The organism is Gammaproteobacteria bacterium (genome assembly GCA_017999615.1).
Lineage (GTDB): Bacteria > Pseudomonadota > Gammaproteobacteria > JAABTG01 > JAABTG01 > JAGNLM01.
This window is the reverse complement of the sequence record JAGNLM010000014.1, coordinates 26,569-51,674: the sequence shown is the minus strand read 5'-3', so window position 1 is coordinate 51,674 and position 25,106 is coordinate 26,569. Positions and strand designations below refer to the sequence as shown.

27 protein-coding genes and 1 tRNA gene are annotated in these 25,106 nt (G+C 71.4%); 19 read left to right on the top strand and 9 right to left on the bottom strand.

The features are described 5' to 3' along the window. Together KA217_10510 and KA217_10505 are read right to left on the bottom strand one after the other, a co-directional pair. On the bottom strand, window positions 1–215 hold a 215-nt coding region (locus KA217_10510; GenBank protein MBP7712873.1), incomplete at its 3' end, for an efflux RND transporter permease subunit. 11 nt (window positions 216–226) lie between these two features. Further along, window positions 227–1,408, bottom strand: coding sequence for an efflux RND transporter periplasmic adaptor subunit (locus tag KA217_10505; protein ID MBP7712872.1), 1,182 nt, complete (start codon window positions 1,406–1,408; stop codon window positions 227–229). A gap of 212 nt (window positions 1,409–1,620) precedes the next feature. Here KA217_10505 and KA217_10500 point away from each other — a divergent pair, with 212 nt between their 5' ends. Genes KA217_10500 through KA217_10490 form a run of 3 tightly spaced genes read left to right on the top strand, consistent with a single transcriptional unit; the run spans window position 1,621 to window position 6,688 of the window. Beyond that, on the top strand, window positions 1,621–2,694 hold the full coding sequence (locus KA217_10500) for an HlyD family efflux transporter periplasmic adaptor subunit (GenBank protein MBP7712871.1): 1,074 nt from the start codon (window positions 1,621–1,623) through the stop codon (window positions 2,692–2,694). Further along, entirely contained in the window at window positions 2,691–5,564 is a 2,874-nt protein-coding gene (rbbA, locus tag KA217_10495; protein MBP7712870.1) for a ribosome-associated ATPase/putative transporter RbbA, read from the top strand. The genes KA217_10500 and rbbA overlap by 4 nt, the downstream gene beginning before the upstream one ends. A 2-nt stretch (window positions 5,565–5,566) precedes the next feature. Further along, on the top strand, window positions 5,567–6,688 hold the full coding sequence (locus tag KA217_10490) for an ABC transporter permease (GenBank protein MBP7712869.1): 1,122 nt from the start codon (window positions 5,567–5,569) through the stop codon (window positions 6,686–6,688). Between the two features lie 91 nt (window positions 6,689–6,779). On the opposite strand, the gene KA217_10485 is transcribed toward KA217_10490, so the two are convergent. Both KA217_10485 and KA217_10480 read right to left on the bottom strand, forming a co-directional pair. Next, entirely contained in the window at window positions 6,780–9,212 is a 2,433-nt protein-coding gene (locus KA217_10485) for a phosphoketolase family protein (GenBank protein ID MBP7712868.1), read from the bottom strand. 56 nt (window positions 9,213–9,268) lie between these two features. Then, window positions 9,269–9,529, bottom strand: coding sequence for a GlsB/YeaQ/YmgE family stress response membrane protein (locus KA217_10480; GenBank protein ID MBP7712867.1), 261 nt, complete (start codon window positions 9,527–9,529; stop codon window positions 9,269–9,271). Between the two features lie 110 nt (window positions 9,530–9,639). Here KA217_10480 and KA217_10475 point away from each other — a divergent pair, with 110 nt between their 5' ends. After that, window positions 9,640–9,909 carry a DUF1778 domain-containing protein gene (locus KA217_10475; protein MBP7712866.1) on the top strand — a complete coding sequence of 90 codons (270 nt, stop codon included), beginning with the start codon at window positions 9,640–9,642 and terminating at the stop codon, window positions 9,907–9,909. Window positions 9,910–9,911: 2 nt separating this feature from the next. Beyond that, entirely contained in the window at window positions 9,912–10,433 is a 522-nt protein-coding gene (locus KA217_10470; GenBank protein MBP7712865.1) for an N-acetyltransferase, read from the top strand. Between the two features lie 128 nt (window positions 10,434–10,561). On the opposite strand, the gene KA217_10465 is transcribed toward KA217_10470, so the two are convergent. Beyond that, window positions 10,562–10,637 (bottom strand) — tRNA-Lys (locus tag KA217_10465). Window positions 10,638–10,760: 123 nt separating this feature from the next. Here KA217_10465 and KA217_10460 point away from each other — a divergent pair. From KA217_10460 to ybgF, 14 genes are all read left to right on the top strand, one after another. After that, window positions 10,761–11,069 (top strand): zinc ribbon domain-containing protein, encoded by a 309-nt coding sequence (locus KA217_10460; protein ID MBP7712864.1) that lies wholly within the window; start codon window positions 10,761–10,763, stop codon window positions 11,067–11,069. A gap of 186 nt (window positions 11,070–11,255) precedes the next feature. Continuing rightward, window positions 11,256–13,031 carry an aspartate--tRNA ligase gene (gene aspS / locus KA217_10455; protein ID MBP7712863.1) on the top strand — a complete coding sequence of 592 codons (1,776 nt, stop codon included), beginning with the start codon at window positions 11,256–11,258 and terminating at the stop codon, window positions 13,029–13,031. Between the two features lie 36 nt (window positions 13,032–13,067). Beyond that, window positions 13,068–13,940, top strand: coding sequence for an Hsp33 family molecular chaperone HslO (hslO, locus tag KA217_10450; protein MBP7712862.1), 873 nt, complete (start codon window positions 13,068–13,070; stop codon window positions 13,938–13,940). Window positions 13,941–14,046: 106 nt separating this feature from the next. Continuing rightward, window positions 14,047–14,793 carry a YebC/PmpR family DNA-binding transcriptional regulator gene (locus tag KA217_10445; protein MBP7712861.1) on the top strand — a complete coding sequence of 249 codons (747 nt, stop codon included), beginning with the start codon at window positions 14,047–14,049 and terminating at the stop codon, window positions 14,791–14,793. Then, window positions 14,790–15,308: a crossover junction endodeoxyribonuclease RuvC gene (gene ruvC, locus KA217_10440; GenBank protein ID MBP7712860.1), complete on the top strand. Its 519-nt coding sequence runs from the start codon at window positions 14,790–14,792 to the stop codon at window positions 15,306–15,308. The genes KA217_10445 and ruvC overlap by 4 nt, the downstream gene beginning before the upstream one ends. Beyond that, a complete protein-coding gene (gene ruvA / locus KA217_10435) occupies window positions 15,305–15,940 on the top strand; it encodes a Holliday junction branch migration protein RuvA (GenBank protein MBP7712859.1) in 636 nt (211 codons plus the stop codon). Before ruvC ends, ruvA begins: the two co-directional genes overlap by 4 nt. A gap of 2 nt (window positions 15,941–15,942) precedes the next feature. Further along, window positions 15,943–17,016: a Holliday junction branch migration DNA helicase RuvB gene (gene ruvB, locus KA217_10430; protein ID MBP7712858.1), complete on the top strand. Its 1,074-nt coding sequence runs from the start codon at window positions 15,943–15,945 to the stop codon at window positions 17,014–17,016. Then, the gene (gene ybgC / locus KA217_10425; GenBank protein ID MBP7712857.1) at window positions 17,006–17,440 is read left to right on the top strand and encodes a tol-pal system-associated acyl-CoA thioesterase; all 435 of its coding nucleotides are present in this window, start codon (window positions 17,006–17,008) and stop codon (window positions 17,438–17,440) included. Before ruvB ends, ybgC begins: the two co-directional genes overlap by 11 nt. Further along, window positions 17,437–18,111 carry a protein TolQ gene (gene tolQ, locus KA217_10420; GenBank protein ID MBP7712856.1) on the top strand — a complete coding sequence of 225 codons (675 nt, stop codon included), beginning with the start codon at window positions 17,437–17,439 and terminating at the stop codon, window positions 18,109–18,111. Before ybgC ends, tolQ begins: the two co-directional genes overlap by 4 nt. A 51-nt stretch (window positions 18,112–18,162) precedes the next feature. Next, on the top strand, window positions 18,163–18,594 hold the full coding sequence (gene tolR / locus KA217_10415) for a protein TolR (protein ID MBP7712855.1): 432 nt from the start codon (window positions 18,163–18,165) through the stop codon (window positions 18,592–18,594). Continuing rightward, window positions 18,594–19,970, top strand: coding sequence for a cell envelope integrity protein TolA (gene tolA / locus KA217_10410; GenBank protein MBP7712854.1), 1,377 nt, complete (start codon window positions 18,594–18,596; stop codon window positions 19,968–19,970). Before tolR ends, tolA begins: the two co-directional genes overlap by 1 nt. After that, entirely contained in the window at window positions 19,967–21,265 is a 1,299-nt protein-coding gene (gene tolB, locus KA217_10405; GenBank protein MBP7712853.1) for a Tol-Pal system beta propeller repeat protein TolB, read from the top strand. Before tolA ends, tolB begins: the two co-directional genes overlap by 4 nt. Window positions 21,266–21,290: 25 nt before the next feature. Then, complete coding sequence (locus KA217_10400; GenBank protein MBP7712852.1) at window positions 21,291–21,887, top strand: OmpA family protein; 597 nt, start codon at window positions 21,291–21,293, stop codon at window positions 21,885–21,887. Window positions 21,888–21,889: 2 nt separating this feature from the next. After that, on the top strand, window positions 21,890–22,804 hold the full coding sequence (gene ybgF, locus KA217_10395) for a tol-pal system protein YbgF (protein MBP7712851.1): 915 nt from the start codon (window positions 21,890–21,892) through the stop codon (window positions 22,802–22,804). A gap of 40 nt (window positions 22,805–22,844) precedes the next feature. Here ybgF and rapZ read toward each other — a convergent pair whose 3' ends face one another. From rapZ to raiA, 4 genes are read right to left on the bottom strand one after another with little or no spacing between them, the layout of a single operon-like run. Then, complete coding sequence (gene rapZ / locus KA217_10390; protein ID MBP7712850.1) at window positions 22,845–23,705, bottom strand: RNase adapter RapZ; 861 nt, start codon at window positions 23,703–23,705, stop codon at window positions 22,845–22,847. Between the two features lie 3 nt (window positions 23,706–23,708). Beyond that, on the bottom strand, window positions 23,709–24,266 hold the full coding sequence (locus tag KA217_10385; GenBank protein MBP7712849.1) for a hypothetical protein: 558 nt from the start codon (window positions 24,264–24,266) through the stop codon (window positions 23,709–23,711). A gap of 2 nt (window positions 24,267–24,268) precedes the next feature. Further along, entirely contained in the window at window positions 24,269–24,736 is a 468-nt protein-coding gene (locus KA217_10380; GenBank protein MBP7712848.1) for a PTS sugar transporter subunit IIA, read from the bottom strand. A gap of 43 nt (window positions 24,737–24,779) precedes the next feature. Then, window positions 24,780–25,100: a ribosome-associated translation inhibitor RaiA gene (gene raiA, locus KA217_10375; protein MBP7712847.1), complete on the bottom strand. Its 321-nt coding sequence runs from the start codon at window positions 25,098–25,100 to the stop codon at window positions 24,780–24,782. Between the last annotated feature and the right edge of the window lie 6 nt (window positions 25,101–25,106).

Here is a 25,106-nt window from a genome sequence, read left to right as displayed (position 1 = left end):
AGGCCGGTCATCTTCTGCTCGATGACCTGGGTCACGGAGTCTTCGACCGTCTTCGCCGACGCCCCCGGGTAGCTGGCGTTGATGGCGATGGTGGGCGGGGCGATGGCGGGGTACTGGGCGACCGGGAGGGTCAGGATCGACAGCGCCCCCGCGAGCATCACGACGATGGCCAGGACCCAGGCGAAGATCGGGCGGTCGATGAAGAAGCGTGCCATTTCGTCCTACCTCAGCGCGCCGCCGCGCCGGGAGGCGCTGGCTCCGCCTGCTTGGGCGCACCAGCCTCCTCGGCCTTGACCACGGCGCCCGGCCTCACCTTCTGCAGACCCTCCACGATGACACGGTCCCCGGCCTGCAACCCGGCCGTCACCACCCACTTCTCGCCGTGGGAGCGCTCCGCGTCCACGTTACGCGCCTCGACCTTCTCCTCGGCGCCGACGACCATGACCTGGGCCTGGCCGCGGGGATTGCGGGTCAGCGCCGCGTGGGGCAGGAGGACTGCCTGCCGGTTCAACCCGTGGGAGAGCCGCGCCCGCACGTACATCCCGGGGAGCAGCCGCCGCTCGGGGTTCGGGAAGACGGCGCGCAGCGTCACCGTGCCCGTCGCCTCGTGGACCGAGACCTCGGAGAACGCGAGCTTTCCCTCCACCCCGTAGAGCGAGCCGTCCTCCAGCACGAGTTGCACTGGAACGGTCGAGCCCTCCGCGCGCTGCAGCTTCGCGGACTCCAGCTGGCGCTCGATGCGCAGGCGCTCCGCGCTCGACTCCGTCAGGTCCACGTTGATCGGGTCGAGCTGCTGCACCGTGGCGAGGGCCATCGCCTGGTTCGCCGTGACCAGCGCCCCGGGGGTGACTGCCGAGCGCCCGATGCGCCCGGCGATCGGAGAGCGCACCCGGGTGAAGTTCAGGTCGATGCCCGCCTTGTCCAGGGCCGCCCGGGCCGCCGCGAGCTCGGCCTCGGCCTTCTGCGCCTCGGCCACGGCCTCGTCGTTGGCCTGCTTGCTGACCGCGTCGTTCTTCTCCAGCCCCGCGTAGCGCTTGGCCTTGAGGCGGGCGACGACGAGGTTCGCCTCGGCACGCTCCACGTTGGCCTTCGCGCTGTCGAAGGCCGCCTGGTAGGGTGCGGGCTCGATCTGGTAGAGGAGCTGGCCGGCCTTGACCTCGCTGCCCTCCTCGAAGGGGCGCTCCTTGATGATGCCGGTCACCTGGGGCCGGATCTCGGCGATGAGCCGCGCCGCCGTCCGCCCGGGCAGCTCCGTCACCAGCGGCACGGACTCAAGCTGCGCCTTCAGCACGGTGACGGCGGGCGGCGGCGCCGCGCCGGCGGGGCTGGCGGCCTGCCGGGGCGGGCGGTCGCAGGCCGCCAGGAGCAAGGTGCCCAATCCGGCGGCAAACAGCAGGGTCGAGGGCATTCGGCGACCGGCTTGCATTGGGTTGGCTTCTCCGCGGAAACGAGCAAGCGGCCCGCCCGCCTTCACGGGCACGATGCCGCGAGCGGGGGGCCGGGAATGTGGATTGAGTGCTCTTTTTATGCTAGCATGGAAACGAACTTGGCGTCCAAGGCTCCCCGCGCCACGGGGCGGGGCTTCGCCAGGGCAGCTGCAACGCGACAGGACAGGGGGCGATGACCGCGCAGGGCCGGAAATGGTGGGTTCGCCTGGCAGTCCTGGCCGTCGCGGGGCTCGCGGCGCTCAGCGCCTGGGAGCGCTACGGCGCCAACCACGGTAACGAGGGCATCGCCAGCGGCAATGGCCGGATCGAGGCCGTCGAGATCGACGTGGCCACCAAGGTTGCCGGGCGCATCGTGGAGGTCTCGGTGCGTGAGGGCGACTTCGTGACCGCCGGCCAGGTGGTCGCGCGGATGGACACCGAGGTGCTCGAGGCGCAGCGCCGGCAGGCCGAGGCCCAGCTGCAGCAGGCGCGCAGCGCCGCCGCCACGGCGCGCAGCCAGCTCGCGCAGCGTGAGGCGGAGAAGGCTGCGGCCATCGCGACCGTGCACCAGCGGGAAGCGGAGCTCGACGTGGCGGAGAAGCGCTCGCGCAGGTCCGCGGCCCTGGCCACCCGGGGCGCCGGGTCGCAGCAGGACGCCGACGAGCACCGGGGCCTCGTGCTGAGCGCGTCGGCGGGCGTCAGCGCGGCGCGGGCCCAGGTGGCCGCTGCGGACGCCGCCATCGCCACCGCCCAGTCCCAGGTGAGCGGCGCGGAGTCCAGCATCACGGCCGCGCAATCCAGCGTCGAGCGCATCCAGGCGGACATCGCGGACAGCGCGCTCAAGGCGCCGCGCGCCGGGCGCGTCCAGTACCGGGTGGCCGAGGTGGGCGAGGTGCTGGGCGCCGGGGGCCGGGTGCTGAATCTCATCGACCTGAGCGACGTGTACATGACGTTCTTCCTGCCGACGGCGGCCGCGGGGCGCGTGGCCCTCGGCGCGGAGGCACGCCTCGTCCTCGACGCCGCCCCGGACTACGTGGTGCCCGCGGAGGTCTCCTTCGTCGCCTCCGAGGCCCAGTTCACGCCGAAGACCGTGGAGACTGCGAGCGAGCGGGAGAAGCTCATGTTCCGGGTCCGGGCGCGGATCCCCATCGAGCTCCTGCAGCGCCGCATCACCCAGGTGAAGACCGGGCTCCCCGGCATGGCCCACGTGAAGCTGGACCCGGGCGTGCCGTGGCCCGAGCATCTGGAGCGCAACCTGGTGCGATGAGCGGCCCCGGCGCCACGCGGGGCGCGAAGCCCCCGGGCCCGGCGCCTGCGGTCCGGCTGAGCGGCGTCGGCCTGCGCTACGGAAAGCGTGTCGCGCTCGGGGGCGTGAGCCTCGCCATCCCCGCCGGGTGCATGGCCGGTCTGATCGGCCCGGACGGCGTGGGCAAATCCAGCCTCCTGTCGCTGGTGGCGGGGGCCCGCGCGCTCCAGGCGGGGCGCATCGAGGTGCTCGGGGGCGACATCGCCGAGGAGGAGTACCGCACCGCACTCCTGCCCCGCATCGCCTACATGCCCCAGGGGCTCGGCAAGAACCTCTACCCCACGCTCTCGGTGTTCGAGAACGTCGAGTTCTTTGCACGCCTCTTCGGGCACGGGCGCGAGGAGCGCGAGCGGCGCATCGCCGAGCTCCTCGAGGCCACCGCCCTCGCTCCGTTCGCGGACCGCCCCGCAGGCAAGCTCTCGGGCGGCATGAAGCAGAAGCTCGGGCTGTGTTGCGCGCTCATCCACGACCCCGACTTGCTCATCCTGGACGAGCCCACCACCGGCGTGGACCCCCTGTCCCGGCGCCAGTTCTGGGAGCTCATCGGGCGCATCCGCGCGCACCGCCCGGGCATGAGCGTGCTCGTCGCCACCGCCTACATGGAAGAGGCCGCGCGCTTCGACTGGCTGGCGGCCATGAGCGCGGGCCAGGTGCTCGCCGCCGGCACCCCCGCCGAACTGCTGTCGGGCACCGGGGCACCGACTCTGGAGGAGGCCTTCATCGCCCTGCTGCCGCCCGAGCAGCGGGAGGGCCACCGCCCCGTGGTGATCACGCCCCACGCCCAGCCGACCGACGGCGAGGCGGCGATCGAGGCCCGCGACCTGACCATGCGCTTCGGGGACTTTGTCGCCGTCGACCACGTGAGCTTCCGCATCCGGCGCGGCGAGATCTTCGGCTTCCTCGGGTCCAACGGCTGCGGCAAGACCACCACCATGAAGATGCTGACGGGCCTCCTCCCTCCGAGCGAGGGCGAGGCCCGCCTCTTCGGCCACCCCGTGGACCCCCGCGACATCAACACCCGCCGGCGCGTCGGCTACATGACCCAGGCCTTCTCCCTGTACGGGGAGCTGACCGTGCGCCAGAACCTGCAGCTGCACGCGCGCCTGTTCGGAATGGCCGAGGGGCTCATCGGCGCGCGGCTCGACGAGATGGCCCGGCGCTTCGGGCTGTCGGAGATCCTCGACAGCCTGCCGGGCGCGCTGCCCCTCGGCCAACGCCAGCGCCTCTCGCTCGCCGTCGCGATGATCCACGGGCCCGAGATGCTCATCCTGGACGAGCCCACCTCCGGCGTGGACCCCGTCGCCCGGGACGCCTTCTGGCAGATCATGCTGGACCTGGCGCGCCAGGACGACGTCACCATCTTCGTCTCCACCCACTTCATGAACGAGGCGGAGCGCTGCGACCGGATCTCCCTCATGCACGCCGGCCGCGTGCTGGTGAGCGACACGCCGGCCGCCCTCCTCGCGAGACGCGGCGTGGACACCCTCGAAGAGGCCTTCATCCGGTACCTCGAGGACGTGGTGGCCGAAGAGGGTCCCGAGTCACCGGCGCCGGCGCCCGCGACCGGGCCCGTCCCGGGGGCACGGCCAAGCGCGGATGCGTCCCCCGACCAGGGGGCGCTGCAGCCGGGGAGCCTGCCACCCGTCCCTGGGGCCCTGCCGGCCGGGAGCGGCCCTGCGCTGCCGGGGCCCGTCGCCCGCGCTGCGCTCGGGCTGCGGCGCCTCCTCAGCTACTCCCGCCGCGAGGCCCTGGAACTGCGCCGCGACCCGGTCCGCCTCACGCTCGCCGGCCTCGGCAGCGTCATCCTGATGCTGGTGATGGGCTACGGGATCAACATGGACGTGGAGGACCTCAACTTCGCGGCCCTCGACCGCGACCAGACGACCCTCAGCCGGGACTACATCCTGAACCTCTCGGGCTCGCGCTACTTCCTGGAGCGCCCGCCCCTCTCCGACCACGCGGAGCTCGACCACCGCATGCGCACCGGAGAACTGAGCCTCGCCATCGAGATCCCCTCCGGCTTCGCCCGCGACCTCGCCCGGGGGAGCCCGGTGGAGATCGGCGCCTGGATCGACGGGGCCATGCCGACCCGGGGCGAGACGGTGCAGGGCTACGTGCAGGGCATGCACATGCACTGGCTCGCGGCGAAGGCCCGGGAGTCCTCCGACGGCTCCGCCGGGTTGGCGCTCGTGAACGTCGAGACCCGTTTTCGCTACAACCCGGACGTGAAGAGCCTGCCGGCGATGGTGCCGGCGGTGATTCCGCTGCTGCTCATGCTGATCCCCTCCATGCTCACCGCCCTCTCGGTGGTGCGCGAGAAGGAGCTCGGGTCCATCGTCAATCTCTACGTCACTCCGGTCACGCGCCTGGAGTTCCTGCTGGGCAAGCAGCTCCCCTACGTGCTGCTCGCGCTCCTCAACTTCCTGCTGCTCACCGCGCTCGCGGTCTTCCTCTTCGGCGTGCCCATCAAGGGCAGCTTCCTCACCCTCTGCGCCGCAGCGTTCCTCTACGTCATCGCCGCCACGACGCTCGGCCTGGTCGTCTCGTCCTTCGTGCGCAGCCAGATCGCCGCCCTGTTCGGGACCGCGGTGCTGACCATCCTCCCGGCGGTGCAGTTCTCCGGGATGATCGACCCCGTCTCCGCCCTCGAGGGCGCCGGCCGGGTGATCGGCGAGCTCTACCCGACCACCCACTTCCTGACCATCGCGCGGGGCACCTTTTCGAAGGGGCTCGGCTTCGTGGACCTGCGTGCGTCGTTCGTCCCCCTCCTCGTCGCCATTCCCGTGCTCCTCGCCCTGGCGACCGCGCTGGTGCGCAAACAGGAGCGCTGACGGTGCCCGTGGCCAACCTCTTCTACCTGGGAACGAAGGAACTGCGCAGCCTGTGGCGCGACCCCGTGATGCTGGTGCTGATCGTGCAGGCGTTCACGTTCGCCATCTACACGGCGGCCACGGCGATGCCGGAGACCCTGAGCAAGGCACCCATCGCCGTGGTGGACGAGGACCGCTCGCCCCTCTCCCGCCGCATCGTGGACGCCTTCTACCCCCCGTACTTCCTGCCGCCCCAACTGATCACGCAGCGCGAGATGGACGCCCGCATGGACGCGGGCCTCGACACCTTCGCCCTCAACATCCCCCCGGGCTTCCAGCAGGACGTGCTCGCGGGCCGGGGCCCCACCGTACAGCTCAACGTGGACGCCACGCGCATGAGCCAGGCCTTCACCGGGAGCGGCTACGTGCAGTCGATCGTCACGGGCGAGGTGAGCGCCTTCGTCCAGGGCAACCGCGCGGAGTCCCCGGCGGCGGTGGGCCTCGCCCTGCGCGCGCGTTTCAACCCCGAGCTCGACAAGTCGTGGTTCGGGGGCGTGATGGAGGTGATCAACAACATCACCATGCTGTCGATCATCCTCACCGGGGCCGCGCTCATCCGCGAGCGCGAGCACGGCACGGTGGAGCACCTGCTCGCCATGCCGGTGACCCCGTTCGAGATCATGACCAGCAAGGTCTGGGCGATGGGGATGGTCGTGCTCGTGGTCTCGGCGCTCTCCCTCCTCTTCGTCGTGCAGGGCCTGCTCGGCGTGCCCATCGAAGGCTCGGTGCCCCTGTTCCTCCTCGGCACGGCGCTGCAGCTCTTCGCCACGACCTCGATGGGGATCTTCCTCGGCACCGTCGCGCGGTCGATGCCGCAATTCGGTCTCCTGCTGATGCTGGTGCTGCTGCCTCTGCAGACGCTCTCGGGCAGCACCACGCCCCGCGAGAGCATGCCCTACGCCGTGCAGCTCCTCATGCTGGCGGCGCCGAACACCCATTTCGTGATGATCGCCCAGGCGATCCTCTTCCGCGGCGCCGGCCTCGCCGTGGTCTGGCCCCAGTTCCTGGCGCTCGTGGGGATCGGGGCCACGCTCTTCAGCCTGTCGCTCGCGCGCTTCCGCAAGACCCTCGCAACGATGACCTGAGGGCTCTGGCAGGGCGTGCTCTCGCGAGCCTTCGCGGCGCGCAATCGATTCCCGCGGGGCCCTCCCCCGGGTCCCGCGGGCACACCGGCCGCTACAGGGGCCAGCGCCAGTTCGCGTGCTCGGGCATGTCCACGCCGTGCTCGTGGGCGTAGTTGCGCGCCTCGATCTGCAAGTTGCGGAACCGTTCCTTGGCGTGGGCACCGGCCACGCGCAGGCGCGGTACGCGGTCGATCACGTCGATGGCGAGACTGAATCGGTCGATCTGGTTGTTGATCGCCAACTCCAACGGGGTGTTGATGTTGCCCTTCTCCTTGTAGCCGCGCACGTGCAGGTTCTTGTGGTTGGTGCGCCGGTAGGCGAGGCGGTGGATGAGCCAGGGATAGCCGTGGAAGTTGAAGATGATCGGCCGGTCCACCGTGAACAGGCTGTCGAAGTCCCGGTCCGACAGCCCGTGGGGGTGCTCGCCCTCGGACTGCAGCTTGAAGAGGTCCACCACGTTCACGAAACGGATCCTGAGGTCCGGGAACTCGCCCCGCAGCATCGCGGTGGCGGCAAGCGCCTCGAGCGTCGTGATGTCGCCCGCGCTCGCCATCACGACGTCGGGCTCATCCCCCTCGTCGGTGCTCGCCCAGCGCCAGATCCCGACGCCCTTCGCGCAGTGCACGACGGCCTCGGCCATGCCGAGGTACTGCAGGTGCGCCTGCTTGTCGCAGACGATGACGTTGACGTAGTTCTCGCTGCGCAGGCAGTGGTCGGCGACGGAGAGCAGGCTGTTCACGTCGGGCGGCAGGTAGATCCGCGTCACCTTGCCGCTCTTGTTCACCACCACGTCGAGGAAGCCGGGGTCCTGATGGGTGAAGCCGTTGTGGTCCTGGCGCCAGACGGTCGAGGTGATGAGCAGGTTGAGCGAGGCCACCTCCTCGCGCCAGGACAGGTGATTGCAGATGTCCAGCCACTTGGCGTGCTGGTTGAACATGGAGTCGATGACGTGGGCGAAGGCCTCGTAGGTCGAGAAGAAGCCGTGGCGGCCGGTGAGGAGATACCCCTCGAGCATCCCCTCCAGGGTGTGCTCGGAGAGCATCTCCACCACGCGCCCGTCGGTCGCGAGCTCGCCCCCGTCCGCGTCCTCCGGCAGGAGGTCGGCGAGCCACAGCTTCTTGCTCACCTCGTAGAGCGCGGTGAGCCGGTTCGAGGTGTTCTCGTCGGGGCCGAAGACCCGGAAGTTGTTCGGGTTGGCGCGCATGACGTCGCGCAGCATCGCGCCGAGGGGGCGGGTGTTCTCCCGGCGCTCCGTCCCGGGCTTCTCGACCGCGATGGCGTAGTCCCGGAAGTCCGGCATCCGCAACGCCCGCTTCAGCATGCCGCCGTTCGCGTGGGGGTTGGCGCCCATGCGCCGCGGGCCTGACGGCGCAAAGGCCCGCAGCTCGGCCGCCGGGACCCCGTCCGCGTCGAACAGTTCCTCCGGGCGGTAGCTGCGCAGCCACTGCTCCAGCAGCTGCAGGTGGGCCGGGCTCGTCTTCGGGTCCGTGATGGGAACCTGGTGCGCGCGCCAGAAGCCCTCGACCTTGTGCCCGTCGATCTCCGCCGGAGCGGTCCAGCCCTTGGGGCTGCGCAGCACGATCATGGGCCAGCGCGGGCGGTGGGCCTTGCCGCTCGCGCGGGCCTTCGCCTGCTCGGCGCGGATCTCCGCCACGCACCGGTCGAGCACCGCGGCCATCTCCTGGTGCATCGCCTCGGGCTCGGACCCCTCGACGAAGTGGGGAGTCCAGCCGTAGCCCCGGAAGAGCGCCTCCAGCTCCTCGTGGCTCACGCGGGCGAGCAGCGTCGGGTTGTTGATCTTGTAGCCGTTCAGGCTCAGCACCGGCAGCACAGCCCCGTCCCGCAGCGGGCTCAGGAACTTGCCGATGTGCCAGGAGGTCGCGAGCGGCCCGGTCTCGGCCTCCCCGTCGCCCACCACCGCGGCCACGATGAGCTCGGGGTTGTCGAAGGCCGCCCCGCAGGCGTGGGAGAGCACGTAGCCGAGCTCGCCGCCCTCGTGGATGGACCCCGGGGTCTCGGGGGTGCAGTGGCTTCCCACCCCGCCAGGGAACGAGAAGTCCCGCAGGAACGTGCGCAGTCCCTCCTCGCCCCAGCCCTTCTCCGGGTAGACCTCGCCGTAGGTCCCCTCGAGCCAGACCGGCCCCAGGACCCCCGGCGCCCCGTGACCCGGCCCGGCCATGAAGAGGACGTCCAGGTCGTGCTTGCGGATGACGCGATTCAGGTGCGTGTAGACGAACGACAGGCCCGGGCTCGCGCCCCAGTGCCCGAGCAGCCGGTTCTTGATGTCCGCGGGGTCGAGCGGCCGGCGCAACAGGGGATTGTCGCGCAGGTAGATCATCCCCAGGGCCAGGTAGTTGCACGCACGCCAGAAGGCGTGCACCTGACGCAGCTCCGCGGCGCCGAGCGGGCCATTCGTCGGCGCGGCGTCGCGGGTACCGCTCTTGCTCTTGCTCTTGCTCTTGCTCGTACTCGTGCTCGTCGTCATGCCCTACCCCCTGGTGATGGGTGACCGAACTGCGGGTCCTTGCTCGAGCCCTCGGCTCAGTCCGCGCCCTGGAAGGCCCGCTGCCAGACCCGGTCGACCAGATACAGGAGCCCCGCGGCCCCCGCGACCGCGGTGATCACGCCGGTCAGCAGGCTGTCGGGCTCGAAACCGACGATCCCGACGAGGAAGCCGCCGACCGACGCCCCGACGGCCCCCACCACCAGGTTGCCGACGAGGCCGTAGCCGCGCCCCCGGCGCACCATGCCGGTCACCCAGCCGGCCAGGATCCCGACGACGACATCGCCGATGAGGCCCATGGGAATCGCTCCCTCCACGCAGAACCCGGGCGCATGAATTTACCCGGCCTTGCGGTGTATTGCAATCTGCAATACCATCCCACGAGACCCCTGATCCGACGCCTGCTTCCATGGCCACCGCTTCCAGCAACCTCATGATTCGGGTCGACGCCGAGAGCAAGGAATGCATCGCTCGCGCCGCCGCGCTGCGGCGCGTCAGCGTCAGCGACTACGTCCGGTCGGTCGTCGTCTCCCAGGCCCGGCGCGAGCTCGATGCGGCGGAGCATCAGGTCGTGGCGTTGACGCCCGACGAGCAACTCGCCTTCTGGCAGGCGCTCACCGAGCCGCCACGACTGACCGATGCGCAACGGGCACTCGGAGCGCTGATGCGGGGAGAGTAGGGTTGGTCCGTTTCCCCGCCGGTTTCCAGGTCGAGCCGCTCGAGCGCCGGCATCCCCGTTCCTCCTTTCGAAGCGGTCAGGCGCAGGTCGACCACTGGCTCGCGACCGGGGCCCTCCAGAGCCAGAAGAAACACCTGTCGGCAACCCGGGTGCTCATCGACCCACAAGGTGCCGTCGCCGGCTTCTACACGCTCGCCACCGCCCAGGCAGATTTCAGTGACCTGCCACCCGACCTGGCGCGACAACTTCCCCGGCGCAATCTGCCGGTCGCCGTACTGGCGTGGCTCGGTGTCGCCGAAGATCTGCAGGGGGAAGGGCTCGGCAGCCGCCTGCTCGCCCAGGCGCTGCGGGACTGCCACGACGCCGGGCGCACGTTCCCGGTGGTCGCCGTCATCCTCGACTGCATCGACGAGAAGGCGAAGACCTTCTATCGGCGCTGGGACTTCCGCCCACTGCCGGGCCACGCCAATCGCCTGTTCCTGAGCTGGCGGGAGCTCGAGGCGATGGTGGCCGGCGTGTCCTGAACGAGCAGAGCGATGCGCTACGTAACCCATGGACCCTGTCGGGCTGCGTTGCGGCCTTTGCGGACTTCGGGGCAGTTTCAGGGAGCGAGGTCGGGAGCGACGGTTGGCGAGGCTTGGGGTTTCGATGTTGGTGGGCCGTGCAAGATTCGAACTTGCGACCAACGGATTAAAAATCCGCTGCTCTACCAGCTGAGCTAACGGCCCGCGCGGACATGCGCCGAGCATGATACCCGAGCGCCGGGCGATGGCAAACGCAGGGCATGCCTTGATTTTCCAGGGTGCCGACCCTATGTTGCCGAGCAATCCGGTCAGGATCCCAAACTTCCCATGCCTATCTACGAGTACGCCTGCGACGCCTGCGGCCACGAGTTCGAGACGCTCCAGAAGATGAGTGAGGAGCCCCTGAAGGAATGCCCGAAGTGCCACGAGCCGAAACTGAGGCGTCTGGTCTCGGCCGCGGGGTTTCAGTTGAAGGGGACGGGGTGGTACGTCACGGATTTCCGGGACAAGGGGGGCAGGAAGGGGCCCGCGGACCGGTCCGAGAAACCCCCGAAGGCCGGGACGAAGGAAGGGAAGGACACCGGGGGAACGAAGGGCAACTCGTCCTCCGGAGCGGGCTCCGGTAGCGGCGGCTGAGCCTCGCGGGGGCCCCTCGCCCTGGGACTCCCGTCACGCACGCCTCCTCACCCCCCACCGACCCCGCGGCCCTCCCGTTGCGGGGGGCCCGCTCGCGCGGTTGCCGCGGCCCGGGCCGGCTCCTACCATTACAGGCTTCTTGCGCGCTTCTTCCGCGCTTCGCTGCACCGATCGGGTGAGGGACTCATGCGTACGCAATACTGCGGGGATCTCCGGGAATCGCACGTGGGCCAGGCCGTCACGCTGGCGGGCTGGGTCCACCGGCGCCGCGACCACGGGGGCATCATCTTCGTCGACCTGAGGGACCGCGCCGGGATCGTGCAGGTGGTCTTCGACCCCGAGGCGGCGGAGGCCTTTCACGCCGCGGAGGGGGTTCGCAGCGAGTACGTGCTGTCGGTGCAGGGCGTGGTCCGCCCCCGTCCGGAGGGCACCGTGAACCCGGAGATGGCCACCGGCCAGGTCGAGGTGCTGGGCCAGGCGCTGACGGTGCTGAACCGCGCGGAGACGCCCCCCTTCCAGATCGACGAGGAGGACGTCAACGAGGAGACGCGGCTGCGCTATCGCTACGTCGACCTGCGCCGCCCGGAGATGCAGAGGCGCCTGCGCCTGCGGGCCGCGATCACCCGCACGCTCCGCCGCTTCCTGGACGACCAGGACTTCATCGAGGTGGAGACCCCGATGCTGACCCGGGCGACGCCCGAGGGCGCCCGCGACTACCTGGTGCCGAGCCGCACCCACCCGGGCGAGTTCTTCGCCCTGCCCCAGTCGCCCCAGCTGTTCAAGCAACTTCTGATGATGGGCGGGACGGACCGCTACTACCAGGTGGTGCGCTGCTTCCGCGACGAGGACCTGCGGGCGGACCGCCAGCCCGAGTTCACCCAGCTGGACATCGAGACCTCGTTCATGGGCGAGGCGGAGATCACCGGGCTGATGGAGCGGATGGTCCGCGAGCTCTTCGCCCAGGTCCTCGAGGCACCCCTGCCGAGCCCCTTCCCGCGCATGACCTACCGCGAGGCGATGGCGCGCTACGGCAGCGACCGCCCGGACCTGCGCAACCCGCTGGAGCTCACCGAGCTGACCGCGTTGATGCGCGACGTGGACTTCAAGGTCTTCGCCCAGGCCGCGGCCGACCCCCGGGGCCGCGTCGCCGCGCTGCGGGCACCGGGGGGCGCCGCCCTGCCGCGCTCCCAGATCGACGAGTACGGGCGCTTCGTCGGGGTGTACGGGGCCAAGGGCCTCGCTTACATCAAGGTGAACGAGAAGGCGCGCGGGCGCGAAGGGCTGCAGTCGCCCATCGTGAAGTTCCTGCCCGACGCCGTGCTGGAGGCCGTGCTCACGCGCACGGGCGCCGAGGACGGCGACGTGGTGTTCTTCGGGGCCGACCGGGCCTCGGTCGTCAACGAGGCCCTCGGCGCGCTGCGCCTGAAGGTCGGCGAGGACCTGGGGCTCGTGGAGCACGGCTGGCGCCCGCTCTGGGTCGTCGACTTCCCCATGTTCGAGCGCGACGACAAGGAGGGCCGCTGGTACGCGACCCACCACCCCTTCACGGCGCCGAAAGTGGACGGGCCGGAGGAGGTCGGCGTGGACCCCGGGAACCTGCTCTCCCGCGCCTACGACCTGGTGCTGAACGGCACCGAGGTGGGCGGCGGGTCCATCCGCATCCACCGCGAGGAGATGCAGAAGGCGGTCTTCCAGGTGCTCGGCATCGGCGAGGAGGAGGCGAAGGAGAAGTTCGGGTTCCTGCTGACCGCCCTGCGCTACGGGACCCCGCCCCACGGGGGCATCGCCTTCGGGCTGGACCGTCTGGTGATGCTGATGATCGGCGCGCCTTCGATCCGGGAGGTCATCGCCTTCCCGAAGACCCAGACCGCGGCCTGCCCGCTCACCGCGGCGCCGGCGCCGGTCGACGCCCTGCAGCTCCGGGAGCTGGGGATCCGAGTCCTCACGCCGCCCCCGGCCTGAGGCGCTCCGGACCCTGCTCCGGACCCTGGAGACGCGATGCTCGCCCCCGACACCCTGCAGCGCTTCCTGTTCGAGGACAACGCGGTGCGCGGCGAGCTCGTGCACCTCGACGCCACCTACCGGGCGATCCGCGACAACCACGACTACCCGCCTCCCGTGCGGGCGTTGCTCGGCGAGACGCTCGCCGCCTCGGCGCTCCTGAGTGGCTCGATCAAAGCCCACGACTCCCTGATCGTGCAGATCCAGGCGAGCGGCCCGGTGCACCTGGCGGTGGCCCAGTGCACCAGCCAGCGCAGCCTGCGCGGGCTCGCCCGCTGGACCGGCGCCGTCGAGCCGGGAGGGCTGCAGACCGTGTGCGGCACAGGCACCCTCGCCATCACCATCGACCCCGGCCGCGGCCAGGAGCGCTATCAGGGGCTGGTGGCGCTCTCGGGTGGGTCCCTCGGCCAGGCCATCGAGACCTACTTCGACCAGTCCGAGCAGCTGCCGACCCGCCTGTGGCTCGCCTGCGACGGTGAGCGGGCCGCCGGACTGCTGGTGCAGAGCCTCCCCGGGCAGCGCGCCGACCCCGACGCCTGGAACCGCATCCAGCTCCTCGCGGCCACCGTCCGGCCGAGGGAGTTGCTCGATTTCTCGCTGGACGAGCTGCGGCGCGCGCTCTTCCCCGAGGAGGACGTGCGCGTCTTCGACCCCCAGCGCACCACCTACCACTGCACCTGCAGCCGGGAGACCATCGGCACCGTCCTGGCAAGCCTCGGGCGCGCCGAGCTCGAGGAGGCGCTGGAGGAGCTCGGCGAGCTGACCGTCACCTGCGAGTTCTGCAACCGCCGCTACGTGTTCGACCGGGTGGACGTGGAGGCGGCGCTCGCCGGCGAGGGGACGCCCGCCGGCTCCGCCACCCGGCACTGAGAACCCCCGCGGGGACGGGGTTGCGCCGGCCCGCGCGGGGCGTTGGGCACCCGGAATCCCGGTGCTACACTCGTGGCCGATCTCCGACCTCTGCACTGCGAGAACCATGGCCGGTCACAGCAAGTGGGCGAACATCCAGCACCGCAAGAGCGCGCAAGACGCCCGGCGCGGCAAGCTCTTCACCAAGTTGATCCGCGAGATCACCGTCTCCGCCCGCCAGGGCGGGGGTGACGCCGGGTCGAACCCGCGATTGCGGGCGGCCATCGACAAGGCGCTGTCCAACAACATGACCCGGGACACCGTCGACCGCGCCATCAAGCGCGGCACGGGTGCGGCCGACGGGTCCACGCTGGACGAGATCCGCTACGAGGGCTACGGGCCCGGCGGGGCGGCCGTGATGGTCGAGTGCATGACCGACAACCGCACGCGGACCGTGGCCGAGGTCCGCCACGCCTTCTCCAAGTGCGGCGGCAACCTCGGCACGGACGGCTCGGTCGCGTTCCTGTTCCGCAAGGTGGGGCAGCTCAGCTACCCCGCGGGCACCGGCGAGGACCGCGTGATGGAGGCCGCGCTCGAGGCGGGCGCGGACGACGTGACCGTGAACCCCGACGGCTCCATCGACGTGCTCACCAGCCCCGAGGCCTTCGGCACGGTGAAGGACGCGATGGCCGGCGCGGGGCTGGCGCCCGAAGGCGCCGAGGTCACCATGCGGGCCTCGACCCAGACCGTGCTCGACGCCGAGGACGCGGCGGGCATGATGAAGCTCCTCGAGATGCTCGAGGACCTGGACGACGTCCAGCAGGTCTATTCCAACGCGGAGATCCCGGACGAGATCCTGGCGAAGCTGGCTTGACCCGCATCCTCGGCATCGACCCCGGCTCCCGCGTCACCGGCTTCGGCGTCGTCGACTCCGACGGCCAGCGCACCGTCCACCTGGCGAGCGGGCGCATCGTGCCGCGGGAGGGGGACCTCGGGGAGAGGCTGCGGTGGATCTTCGAGGGCATCCGGGGGGTAGTCGACGAGCACGGCCCCGAGGAGGTCGCGATCGAGGACGTGTTCGTCGCCCGCAACGCCGGGTCGGCGCTGAAGCTCGGCCAGGCCCGGGGCGCCGCGCTGCTGGCGGGCGTGCTGGGGGGTCTGCCCCTCTTCGAATACCCGCCTGCCCGGGTCAAGCAGGCGCTCACCGGGCACGGGCGGGCCGAGAAGGGACAGGTCCAGCACATGGTCCGGCTGCTCCTCGGACTCGGCGAGGCGATGCCGGAGGACGTCTCCGACGCTCTCGCGGTGGCGCTCTGCCACGCCCACGCCCGCACCACGCTCGCCCGCCTGCCCGCGACCCGGGGCTGGCGGGCCGGGAGGTTGCGGTGATCGGCTGGCTGTCGGGCGTGGTCCGGGCCAAGCGCCCGCCCCTGGTGCTGGTCGAGGTGCAGGGGGTCGGGTACGAGCTCGAGGCCCCCATGACCACCTTCTACGAGCTGCCGCCGGCGGGGCAGCCGGTCACCCTGTTCACGCACCAGGTGGTGCGCGAGGACGCGCACCTGCTCTTCGGCTTCGCCGGGGAGGCGGAGAGGGACCTCTTCCGGCTCCTCATCCGGGTGAGCGGGGTGGGTCCGAAGCTCGCGCTCGCGGTGCTCTCCACGATGGACGCGGACGCCTTCGCCCGCTGCGTGCACGCCGAGGACGCGGCCAGCCTGACCCGCGTGCCCGGCATCGGGAAGAAGACTGCCGAGCGCCTGCTCATCGAGCTGCGCGACCGCCTGGGCGCGGCGGGGCCCGCCTTCGAACCGGGCACCCGCGCCGGGGTGCCGGGGGCAGACGCCGCGGACGCCCGCGCCGAGGCCGTGAGCGCGCTGGTGGCGCTCGGCTTCAAGCCCCAGGAGGCGAGCCAGCGGGTGCGCGCGGTGGCGAGGGACGACATGGCCCGGGAGGAGATCATCCGCGCCGCGCTGCAGTCCACCCTGGCCCGGGCGGACGCGGGCGGAAAGGGGGCCGCGCCGTGACCGTGCCCCCCTCCACCGGCAGACTCGTCGGGCCCGCGGCCACCCGCCAGGACGAGGTGCTGGACCGCGCCGTGCGGCCGCTGCGCCTGCAGGACTTTGTCGGTCAGCCGGCGGTCCGGGAGCAACTCGCCATCTTCATCGAGGCGGCGCGCCGGCGCGGCGAGGCCCTGGACCACCTGCTGGTGTTCGGCCCGCCGGGCCTCGGCAAGACCACCCTCGCCCACATCGTGGCCCGGGAGATGGGCGTGGGGCTGCGCCAGACCTCCGGCCCGGTGCTGGAGCGCCCGGGCGACGTGGCCGCGCTGCTCACCGGCCTCGAGCCCCGGGACGTGCTCTTCATCGACGAGATCCACCGCCTGAGCCCCGTGGTCGAGGAGGTCCTCTACCCGGCGATGGAGGACTTCCAGCTCGACATCCTGATCGGGGAGGGCCCGGCGGCCCGCTCCATCAAGCTCGACCTCCCCCCGTTCACCCTGGTCGGGGCCACCACCCGGGCGGGGCTCCTCACCTCGCCCCTGCGGGATCGCTTCGGGATCGTCCAGCGCCTGGAGTTCTACGACGAGCGCGAGCTGCAGGCCGTACTGGAGCGCTCGGCGCGGATCCTGGGCGTCGCCCTCGCCACGGACGGCGCCGCCGAGCTCGCCCGGCGGGCCCGGGGCACCCCGCGCATCGCCAACCGGCTGCTGCGCCGGGTGCGGGACTACGCCGAGGTGCGGGCCGACGGCACCATCACAGGGCCGGTCGCCGCCCAGGCCCTGGAGCTGCTCGAGGTCGACCGCCGGGGCCTCGACGGCATGGACCGCAGGCTGCTGCTTGCGATCCTGGAGAAGTTCCAGGGCGGTCCGGTCGGCGTCGACAGCCTCGCCGCGGCCATCGGCGAGGAGCGCGGGACCATCGAGGACGTCATCGAGCCCTACCTCATCCAGCAGGGCTTCCTGATGCGCACACCGCGCGGGCGGATGGCCACCGCGAACGCCTGGCTCTACTTCGGGCTCACCCCTCCCGCGAGCGAGGCGCGCCAGACGCTGGACCTTTTCGAGCGTGGGGCCCGGAGCAGCGACGAGGATGGCGGCTGAATCACCTGCGGAAGACCGGGACGCGCCCGGGTTCACCTGGCCGGTGCGGGTCTACTACGAGGACACCGACGCCGGCGGGGTGGTCTACCACTCGAACTATCTCAAGTACATGGAGCGCGCGCGCACTGAGTGGCTGCGCGCCCTCGGCTTCGAGCTGGACGTGCTCCACTCCGAGCAGAGCGTGCTGTTCGCGGTCGTGGAGGCGCACCTGGAGTTCCTGCGGCCGGCGCGGCTCAACGACCGGCTCACGGTCGGTGTTAAACTAGTGCGCCTGGGACCGGCCAGCCTCGAGCTGGCCCAGACGGTATCTCGCGACCCGGACACGCTCCTCTGCCGCGGTGAGGTGCGGGTGGCTTGTCTGGACGCGGTGAGATTCCGCCCCCGCCCGATGCCGGACGCCCTGCTGCGAGGTCTGCGCGTTTGACCACCGATCTCTCCCTCGTCACCCTGGTCGCGAACGCGAGCGTCCTCGTCCAGATCGTCCTGGGCATCCTGCTCACGGCCTCGCTGGCCTCCTGGACCATGATCTTCCGCAAGCGCGGCCAGCTCGGCGCGGCCCGGCGCGCGGCGGACGACTTCGAGGACCGCTTCTGGTCCGGAAAGGACCTGCTCTCGCTCTACAACAAGATCACCTCGCGCCGCCAGAGCCCGGCGGGGATGGAGCGGATCTTCGAGGCCGGCTTCAAGGAGTTCGCCCGGCTGCGCAAGCAGACCAACATCGAGCCGGCGGCGGTCCTGGACGGCACCCAGCGCGCGATGCGGGTCGCCCTGTCGCGGGAGATCGACACCCTCGAGACCCACCTCTCCTTCCTCGCGACCGTCGGCTCCACGAGCCCGTACGTGGGCCTCTTCGGCACCGTGTGGGGCATCATGAATTCGTTCCGCGCCCTCGGGAACGTCCAGCAGGCGACCCTGGCGATGGTGGCGCCCGGCATCGCCGAGGCCCTGATCGCGACCGCCGTGGGCCTGTTCGCCGCCATTCCCGCCGTGATCGCATACAACCGCTACTCCAACGACGTGGAGCGGCTGGTGAACCGCTACGGCACGTTCCTGGAGGAGTTCTCCACCATCCTCCAGCGTCAGGTTCACGGCTGAGGGCGCTCCGCGCCCCGGCCCGAGCCCCGCGCCATGCCGAACCCCGCCACCATCCAGCGCTACCGCCGGCGGCGTCCCATGTCGGACATCAACGTGGTGCCCTACATCGACGTCATGCTGGTGCTGCTCGTGATCTTCATGGTCACGGCGCCGCTCCTCAGCCAGGGGGTGAAGGTCGACCTTCCCCAGGCCGCCGCCGCGCCCATCGAGCGCCAGAGCGAGGAGCCCCTCATCGTCACCGTCGACTCCCAGGGCCGGACCTTCGTCAATTACGGCGAGGGCCAGGACCAGCCCATCGACCGGGACACGCTGGTGAACCGCGTAGGCGCGCTGCTGCGCCACAAGCCGGGGCTTCCGGTGCTCGTCAAAGGCGACCGCGACGCCGCCTACGGGACGGTGGTGCGGGCGATGGCCCTCCTGCAACAGGCGGGCGCCCCGACGGTCGGCCTGATGACGGAGCCGGCCGAGCCGTCGAGCCGGTGATGGCCAGGGGCGTCTTCGACAGCATCCGGTCGGGGCTCCTGGCGGTTCTGGTCCACCTCGCCTTCCTCGCGCTGCTGCTCTTCAGCCTCGACTGGACCCCCAAGATCACCGGCGGCAGCCCCCAGCCCGAGGTGGTGCAGGCCGTCGCGGTGGACGAGCAGAAGGTCCGCAAGGAGCTCCAGCAGCTGCAGAGCCAGGACCAGCGCAAGCGCCAGGCCGAGGAGGAGCGCAAGCGCCGCCTGGAGGAACAGGCGGCTCGAGCCCGGGAACAGCGCGAGGCGGAGGAAGAGCGCACCGAGACCGCCCGGCGCGAGGCCGAGGCGGAGAAGGCCCGCCGGCAGGCCGAGGCCGAGCGGCTGGAAAGGCTCCGGGAGGAGCAGCAGCAGGTCGAGGCGGAGCGCCGGACCGGAGAGGAGCGGCTCTCGCGTATCGCGGCCGAGCAGAAGGCGGCAGAGGAGCGCAAGCGCACGGCCGAGGAGGACCAGCGCCGGGCGGAGGAACAGCGCCGGCAGGCCGAGGCCGAGCACCGCCGGGCGGAGGAGCAGCGCTTGCACGCCGAGGCCGAGCGCCAGCGCGCCGCCGAGGAGAAGAAGCGGCTGGAGGAGGAGCAGCGCCGCGCGACCGTGGAGCGCCAGCGCGCCGAGGAGGAGCACCGGCGCCGCGTCGAGGAGGAGCAGAAGCGGCTCGCGGAAGAGAAGCGCCACGCGGCCGAGGAGCAGAAGCGCCTCACGGAGGAGAAGCGCCGCGCCGAGGAGGAGCAGCAGCGCATCGCCGAAGAGCGGCGCAAGGCCCAGGAGGCACAGAAGCGGGTCGAGGAGGAGCAGAAGCGGGTCGCGGAAGAGAAGCGCCACGCCGCCGAGGAACAGAAGCGCCTCACGGAGGAGAAGCGCCGCGCCGAGGAGGAGCAGAAACGCATCGCCGAAGAGCGGCGCCACGCCGAAGAGGAGAGGAAGAAGGCGGACGAGGCGCGCGGCCGGGCCGAAGCCGAGCGGCGCAGGGTGGAAGAGGCCCGGGAGCGCCAGAGGGCGGAGCAGGCGCTCCAGAGCGCGATCGCCGAGGAGGAGGCCCAGCTCGGCCGCCAGCGCCAGCAGCTCCTCTCCCAGGCCTTCAACGAGTACGTCGCCCAGATCCAGGACAAGGTCCAGCGCCAGTGGCTACGGCCCCAGGGCGCGTCGAAGGGCCTCAGCTGCAAGGTGCGGGTGCGCCAGATCCCCGGCGGCGAGGTGGTCGAGGTGCGGGTCGTGCAGAGCAGCGGGAACACGGCCTTCGATCAGTCGGTCGAAAGGGCTGTGCTGAAGGCTTCGCCCCTGCCGCGGCCGCGGGACGCCTCGTTGTTCGCCCAGGAGATCGAGTTCAGCTTCGAGCCGGAGAAATGAGAGTGCGCAGAGCGCTACTGCAAGTCTTGTGGGCCGTGGCCCTGCTGACCACGGGCGCGCGGGAGGCCGCGGCGGTTCTCACGATCCGCATCACCCAGGGCACCGAGGGGGCGCAGCCGATCGCCATCGTGCCGTTCGCCGCCACCGGGTCGCTGCCCGTGGACGTCGCGGAGGTCGTCGCAGCGGACCTGGCCCGCACCGGCCGCTTCGCACCCATCGCGGAGCGCGACCTGCCGGCGCGCCCCGCGGAGGCGAGCCAGGTGGACTTCGGCGACTGGCGCAAGCTCGGCACCGAGAACCTGGTGATCGGCCGGGTTCGGCCCGAGGGCGGTGCGTACAGCGTCGAGTTCCATCTCCTCGACGTGTTCAAGGGACAGCAGCTCGCCGGATACGCCATACCGGCGCGCAACGACACCCTGCGCCGCGCCGCCCACAAGGTGGCGGACCTGATCTACGAGAAGCTGACGGGAGAGCGGGGCGCCTTCGCCACCCGCGTCGCCTACGTCACCGAGTCCCGCGGGGCGACGGGCAACCGGCGCTACTCGCTCGAGGTTGCCGACAGCGACGGGGCCAACCCCAACACCGTCCTCGAGTCGGGGCAGCCCATCCTGTCCCCGGCCTGGTCCCCGAACGGGCGCCGGCTCGCCTACGTCTCCTTCGAGGACGGCGGCTCGGCCGTCTACATCCAGGACCTGGCGAGCGGGCGGCGCGAGCGCGTCGCCGCCTTCGAAGGCATCAACAGCGCCCCGGCCTGGTCGCCCGACGGGACGCGCCTCGCCCTCACGCTCTCGCGCGACGGCAACCCGGACGTCTACGTCCTCGACATCGCCACCCGCCAGCTCCTGCGCCTGACCGACAACCCGGCCATCGACACCGAGCCGAACTGGGCCCCGGACGGCAGCTCGCTCGTCTTCACCTCCGACCGGGGCGGCAAGCCCCAGATCTACCGGGTCGCGAGCGGGGGCGGGGCCGCCCGGCGAGTCACCTTCGAGGGCGACTACAACGCACGCGCGGTCCATTCGCCCGACGGCAAGCGGGTCGCCATGATCCACGGCGCACGCGGGAGCTACCGCATCGGCCTGCTGGACCTCGACACCGGGGCGATGCGCGTGCTCACCGAAACCCGGCTCGACGAGTCGCCGAGCTTCTCGCCGAACGGCTCGATGGTGCTCTACGCCAGCGGCGGACGCGGCGGAACGCTCGAGGCCGTTTCGGTGGACGGCCGTGTGCGCCAGCGTCTCAGCGTCAGCTCCGGCACCGTGCGCGAGCCCGCGTGGTCCCCTTTCCTCGACTGAAACCCACATTCTCCAGGAGAACCCCATGTCTGCGAGATTCTGGAAGCCGTTGTTGGTCGCCTCCCTGCTGCTCCCCCTGGCCGCGTGCCAGACCGTGGGCACCCAGGACGACGAAGGTATCGCGGTGGAAGACCGGGCGGCGGGGTCGTCGGTCTCGACCTCCGGCCTGGACGAGGCCGGGGGCCGCGTTCGCGGAATCGGTGGTGTCGGTGGTGTCGGTGGTGTCGCCGGGGCCTCCGGGCTCGCGGGGAGCTGGCGCGGCAAGTCGGTCGACGACCCGACGAGCCCGCTCTCCAAGCGGGTCATCTACTTCGACTACGACAGTGACGAGGTGCGCGAAGAGTACCGCTCGACGCTGGAGGCCCACTCCGCCTACCTCGCCGAGAAGCGCGCCGCCGCGACCCTGGAAGGGAACACCGACGAGCGCGGCTCGCGCGAGTACAACCTCGGTCTCGGCGAGCGCAGGGCCCAGGCGGTGCGCCGGCTCATGACCGCCTACGGCGCCGGGGGCAATCAGCTGCGCGCGGTGAGCTTCGGCGAAGAGAAGCCCGCCGCCGACGGCGGCGATGAGTCGGCCTGGTCGCTGAACCGGCGGGTCGAGATCGTCTACGGGTCGCGCTGACGATGGCTCGCGGAACCCGCTACGGGCCGCTGCTGGCCCTGTCCGCTGCGGTGCTGGCCGCCCTGGCTCCCGGCCTCGCGCCGGCCCAGGGCCGCATGTCGGTCGAGGACCGCCTCGGGCGCCTGGAGCGCCAGCTGGATAGCAACACCCTGGTGGACATCCTGGACCGGCTCGACCGGCTCACCCGTGAGGTGCGCGAGCTGCGAGGGGAGGTCGAGGACCACTCCGGCGCCGTATCCGACCTCTCCCGCCGCCAGAAGGAGCTCTTCCTCGACCTCGACCGCCGCCTGAAGCGGATGGAAGGGGGCGCGGGCTCCGCTGCCGCGGAGAGCGCCGCGTCTTCCGGGACCGCGCCCTCTCAGCGGCCCGCGGCGGGGGCCGCAAGCGGGGCCACGGGGGCTCAGGCGTCTTCCGCGGGGGCCGCCGCGGGACCCGCCGCTGGGCCCACAGCCTCCGCGGCGCCGGCAGCCTCTGCAGGGCCGGCGCCTGCGGCGGCAGCCCCCGCAGCCGCGGCCGCCGGGGCCGACCCCCTGAAGGAGCAGAACCAGTACCAGCAGGCCTTCGGCCTGCTCAAGGAAGGCCGCTACGACCAGGCATCCAAGGCCTTCGGCACCTTTCTCAAGACCTACCCCTCCGGGCCCTACTCGGACAACGCCCAGTACTGGCTCGGCGAGAGCTACTACGTGAATCGCCAGTTCCAGCCGGCGATGACGGAGTTCAACAAGCTCGTCCAGACCTACCCCGACAGCGCCAAGGTGAGCCACGCGAAGCTGAAGATGGGACTCATCTACGCGGAGACGGGCGAGACCGAGCGCGCCAGGAAGGCCCTGGAAGAGGTGGCAACCCGCTACCCCACCACCCCCCAGGGCCGTCTCGCCCGGGAACGCCTGGAGAAGATGAAGGCCGAGGGGAAATAGGGGCTCCGCCCCGGCCCCCGCGGTGCTCACCGCGGTGGCGTCAGGAGAGCTCCCGGTGGCGGAGGATGACGGACCAGCGCGCGTCCTGGCGGAACCGCGCGGCGAGCCTCTCGGCCATGTACACGGAGCGGTGCTGGCCGCCCGTGCAGCCCAGCGCCACCGTGAGGTAGGGCCGGCTCTCGGCCTGGAAGCGCGGGAGCCAGGTCTCCAGGAAGGACGCGATGGAGGCCTCCATCTCCGCCACCATGGCGTCCCGGGAGAGGTATTCGACGACCGGCGCGTCGCGCCCGGTGAACGGGCGCAGGTGCGGCTCCCAGTGCGGGTTGGGCAGGCAGCGCAGGTCGAAGACGAAGTCCGCGTCCCGCGGCACGCCGTGCTTGAAGCCGAACGAAACGAACAGCACCGACAGCGTCCCCGGCGGGCTGCTCACCAGGCGCAGGCGGATGATGTCGCGCAGCTGGTGCAGGCTCGTGAGGCTGGTGTCGATGCGCAGGTCGGCCGAGCTGGCGAGCGGCTCCAACAACTCGCGCTCCCGGCCGATCGCCTCCGCCAGCGAGATCTCGCCGCTCGTCAACGGGTGGCGCCGGCGCGTCTCGCTGTAGCGCTTGATGAGGATGGGTTCCTCGGCATCGAAGAAGAGCAGCTGGCACTCCATCCCCTTCGCACGCAGCTCGCTCAGGATGCCGGGCAGCCGCTCCAGCGACCGCGAGGGGTTGCGGGCGTCGATGCCCACCGCGGCGTTCTCGTAGACCGGCCTCTCGGGGCTCGCCATCTGCGCGGCGAAGGCGGGCAGCAGGTCCGCGGGCAGGTTGTCGATGCAGTAGTAGCCGAGGTCCTCGAGCGCGTGCAGGGCGACGCTCTTGCCGGCGCCGGACAGACCGCTCACCACCACGAGGCGCACCCCTCAGCCCTCCCCTGCGCGCCCGGCCATCAGCGCCTCCTGGCGCCGCGTGAAATCGGCATAGGCGTCGTAGCCGGCCCTGCGCAGCCGGTGACTGCGCACCAGCATCTCCACGAGGACCGCGAGATTGCGCCCGGCGCGCGACCACAGCCGCACCGCCGGGACCGGGACGCCGAGCACCTCCCGGGTCTCGTAACAGAGTCCGAGGCAGGGACCCTCGTCGACGATGCCGCTCGCCGGTGGGCGGCGCAGCTCCACGATCAGCTCCAGCCGGCCCCGGGAGCGGACAGCCCCCGCTCCCAGCAGCTCCCGCACGTTCAGGATCCCCAGCTCGCGGTGGGCCAGGAAGTCCCCGAGCCCCTCCTCGGGACAGGAGCCCTCGAGGGACGAGTCCTCCAACCGCCGGAACTCCGGGGCGTCGTCGACGATGAGCCGAGCCCCCCGGCTGACGAGCTCGAGGGCCAGCTCGCTCTTGCCGACCCCGGAGGCCCCGGTGAGCAGGACCCCCTCGCCCAGGACCTCGACCAGCACGCCGGGGACCGTGACGACGGGGGCCGACACGCCTAGTCCCCGTCCTTCGCGCGCGTGATGAGCTCGAAGAGGGCCTGGCAGCGGTCGGTCGCCCGCAGCCGCTCCCTCAGCCCGGAGTCGTCGAAGAGCTCCGCCAGCGAGGCGAGCAGCTCGAGATTGGTCTCCGGCGCGCCATCGGGCAGGAGCAGCCCGAAGAGCAGGTCCACCGGCTCCCGGTCGACGGCGTCGTAGTCCACGCCGGAGACGAGCCGCACGAAGGCGCCGATCGGCTGGGTGAGCTGCTTGAGCCGCCCGTGGGGAAGGCCGACGCCGTGGCCGAGCCCCGTGCTGCCCAGGCGCTCCCGGGCGAGGAGGCAATCGAACACCGCGCCTGCGCTGAGCTCGGGGTCGGCGGACGCGATCAGCTCGGAGACCTTCTCGAGCGCGCGCTTCTTGCTCGCGACCTCGACCTCGCAGGCCGTCCGGTCCGCGGTGAGGATATCCGAGACCCGATGGGACATGGAGAGAGGCCGGCGGGCCGAACGGCCCGCCGGCGTCCGAGACTCAGGCTTCCGGGGCCTTCGCGCCGGGGGTGGCGCGATGCTCGGTCTTGCGCTCCTTGTGGCGCTTGACCTGCCGGTCGAGCTTGTCGGCGAGCGCGTCGATGGCCGCGTACATGTCCTCCTCGATCGCGTCGGCGAAGAGGTTCGCCCCCGCCAGGTGCAGCGTGGCCTCGGCCTTCTGGAGGAGCTTCTCGACGCTCAGGACGACGTGGACGGTCGTGAGGTGATCGAAGTGCCGCTCCAGGCGCTGCAGCTTGCTCTCGACGTACTCGCGCAGCGACGAAGTCACCTCCACGTGGTGTCCACTCACCGTGATCTGCATAGACGC

Excerpts from the sequence above, each read along its gene's own strand:
- KA217_10505 (MBP7712872.1), bottom strand. The coding sequence starts at position 1,408 with ATGCCCTCGACCCTGCTGTTTGCCGCCGGATTGGGCACCTTGCTCCTG.
- KA217_10500 (MBP7712871.1), top strand. The coding sequence starts at position 1,621 with ATGACCGCGCAGGGCCGGAAATGGTGGGTTCGCCTGGCAGTCCTGGCC.
- rbbA (MBP7712870.1), top strand. The coding sequence starts at position 2,691 with ATGAGCGGCCCCGGCGCCACGCGGGGCGCGAAGCCCCCGGGCCCGGCG.
- KA217_10485 (MBP7712868.1), bottom strand. The coding sequence starts at position 9,212 with ATGACGACGAGCACGAGTACGAGCAAGAGCAAGAGCAAGAGCAAGAGC.
- KA217_10480 (MBP7712867.1), bottom strand. The coding sequence starts at position 9,529 with ATGGGCCTCATCGGCGATGTCGTCGTCGGGATCCTGGCCGGCTGGGTG.
- KA217_10475 (MBP7712866.1), top strand. The coding sequence starts at position 9,640 with ATGGCCACCGCTTCCAGCAACCTCATGATTCGGGTCGACGCCGAGAGC.
- KA217_10460 (MBP7712864.1), top strand. The coding sequence starts at position 10,761 with ATGCCTATCTACGAGTACGCCTGCGACGCCTGCGGCCACGAGTTCGAG.
- aspS (MBP7712863.1), top strand. The coding sequence starts at position 11,256 with ATGCGTACGCAATACTGCGGGGATCTCCGGGAATCGCACGTGGGCCAG.
- hslO (MBP7712862.1), top strand. The coding sequence starts at position 13,068 with ATGCTCGCCCCCGACACCCTGCAGCGCTTCCTGTTCGAGGACAACGCG.
- KA217_10445 (MBP7712861.1), top strand. The coding sequence starts at position 14,047 with ATGGCCGGTCACAGCAAGTGGGCGAACATCCAGCACCGCAAGAGCGCG.
- ybgC (MBP7712857.1), top strand. The coding sequence starts at position 17,006 with ATGGCGGCTGAATCACCTGCGGAAGACCGGGACGCGCCCGGGTTCACC.
- tolA (MBP7712854.1), top strand. The coding sequence starts at position 18,594 with ATGGCCAGGGGCGTCTTCGACAGCATCCGGTCGGGGCTCCTGGCGGTT.
- tolB (MBP7712853.1), top strand. The coding sequence starts at position 19,967 with ATGAGAGTGCGCAGAGCGCTACTGCAAGTCTTGTGGGCCGTGGCCCTG.
- KA217_10400 (MBP7712852.1), top strand. The coding sequence starts at position 21,291 with ATGTCTGCGAGATTCTGGAAGCCGTTGTTGGTCGCCTCCCTGCTGCTC.
- ybgF (MBP7712851.1), top strand. The coding sequence starts at position 21,890 with ATGGCTCGCGGAACCCGCTACGGGCCGCTGCTGGCCCTGTCCGCTGCG.
- KA217_10380 (MBP7712848.1), bottom strand. The coding sequence starts at position 24,736 with ATGTCCCATCGGGTCTCGGATATCCTCACCGCGGACCGGACGGCCTGC.
- raiA (MBP7712847.1), bottom strand. The coding sequence starts at position 25,100 with ATGCAGATCACGGTGAGTGGACACCACGTGGAGGTGACTTCGTCGCTG.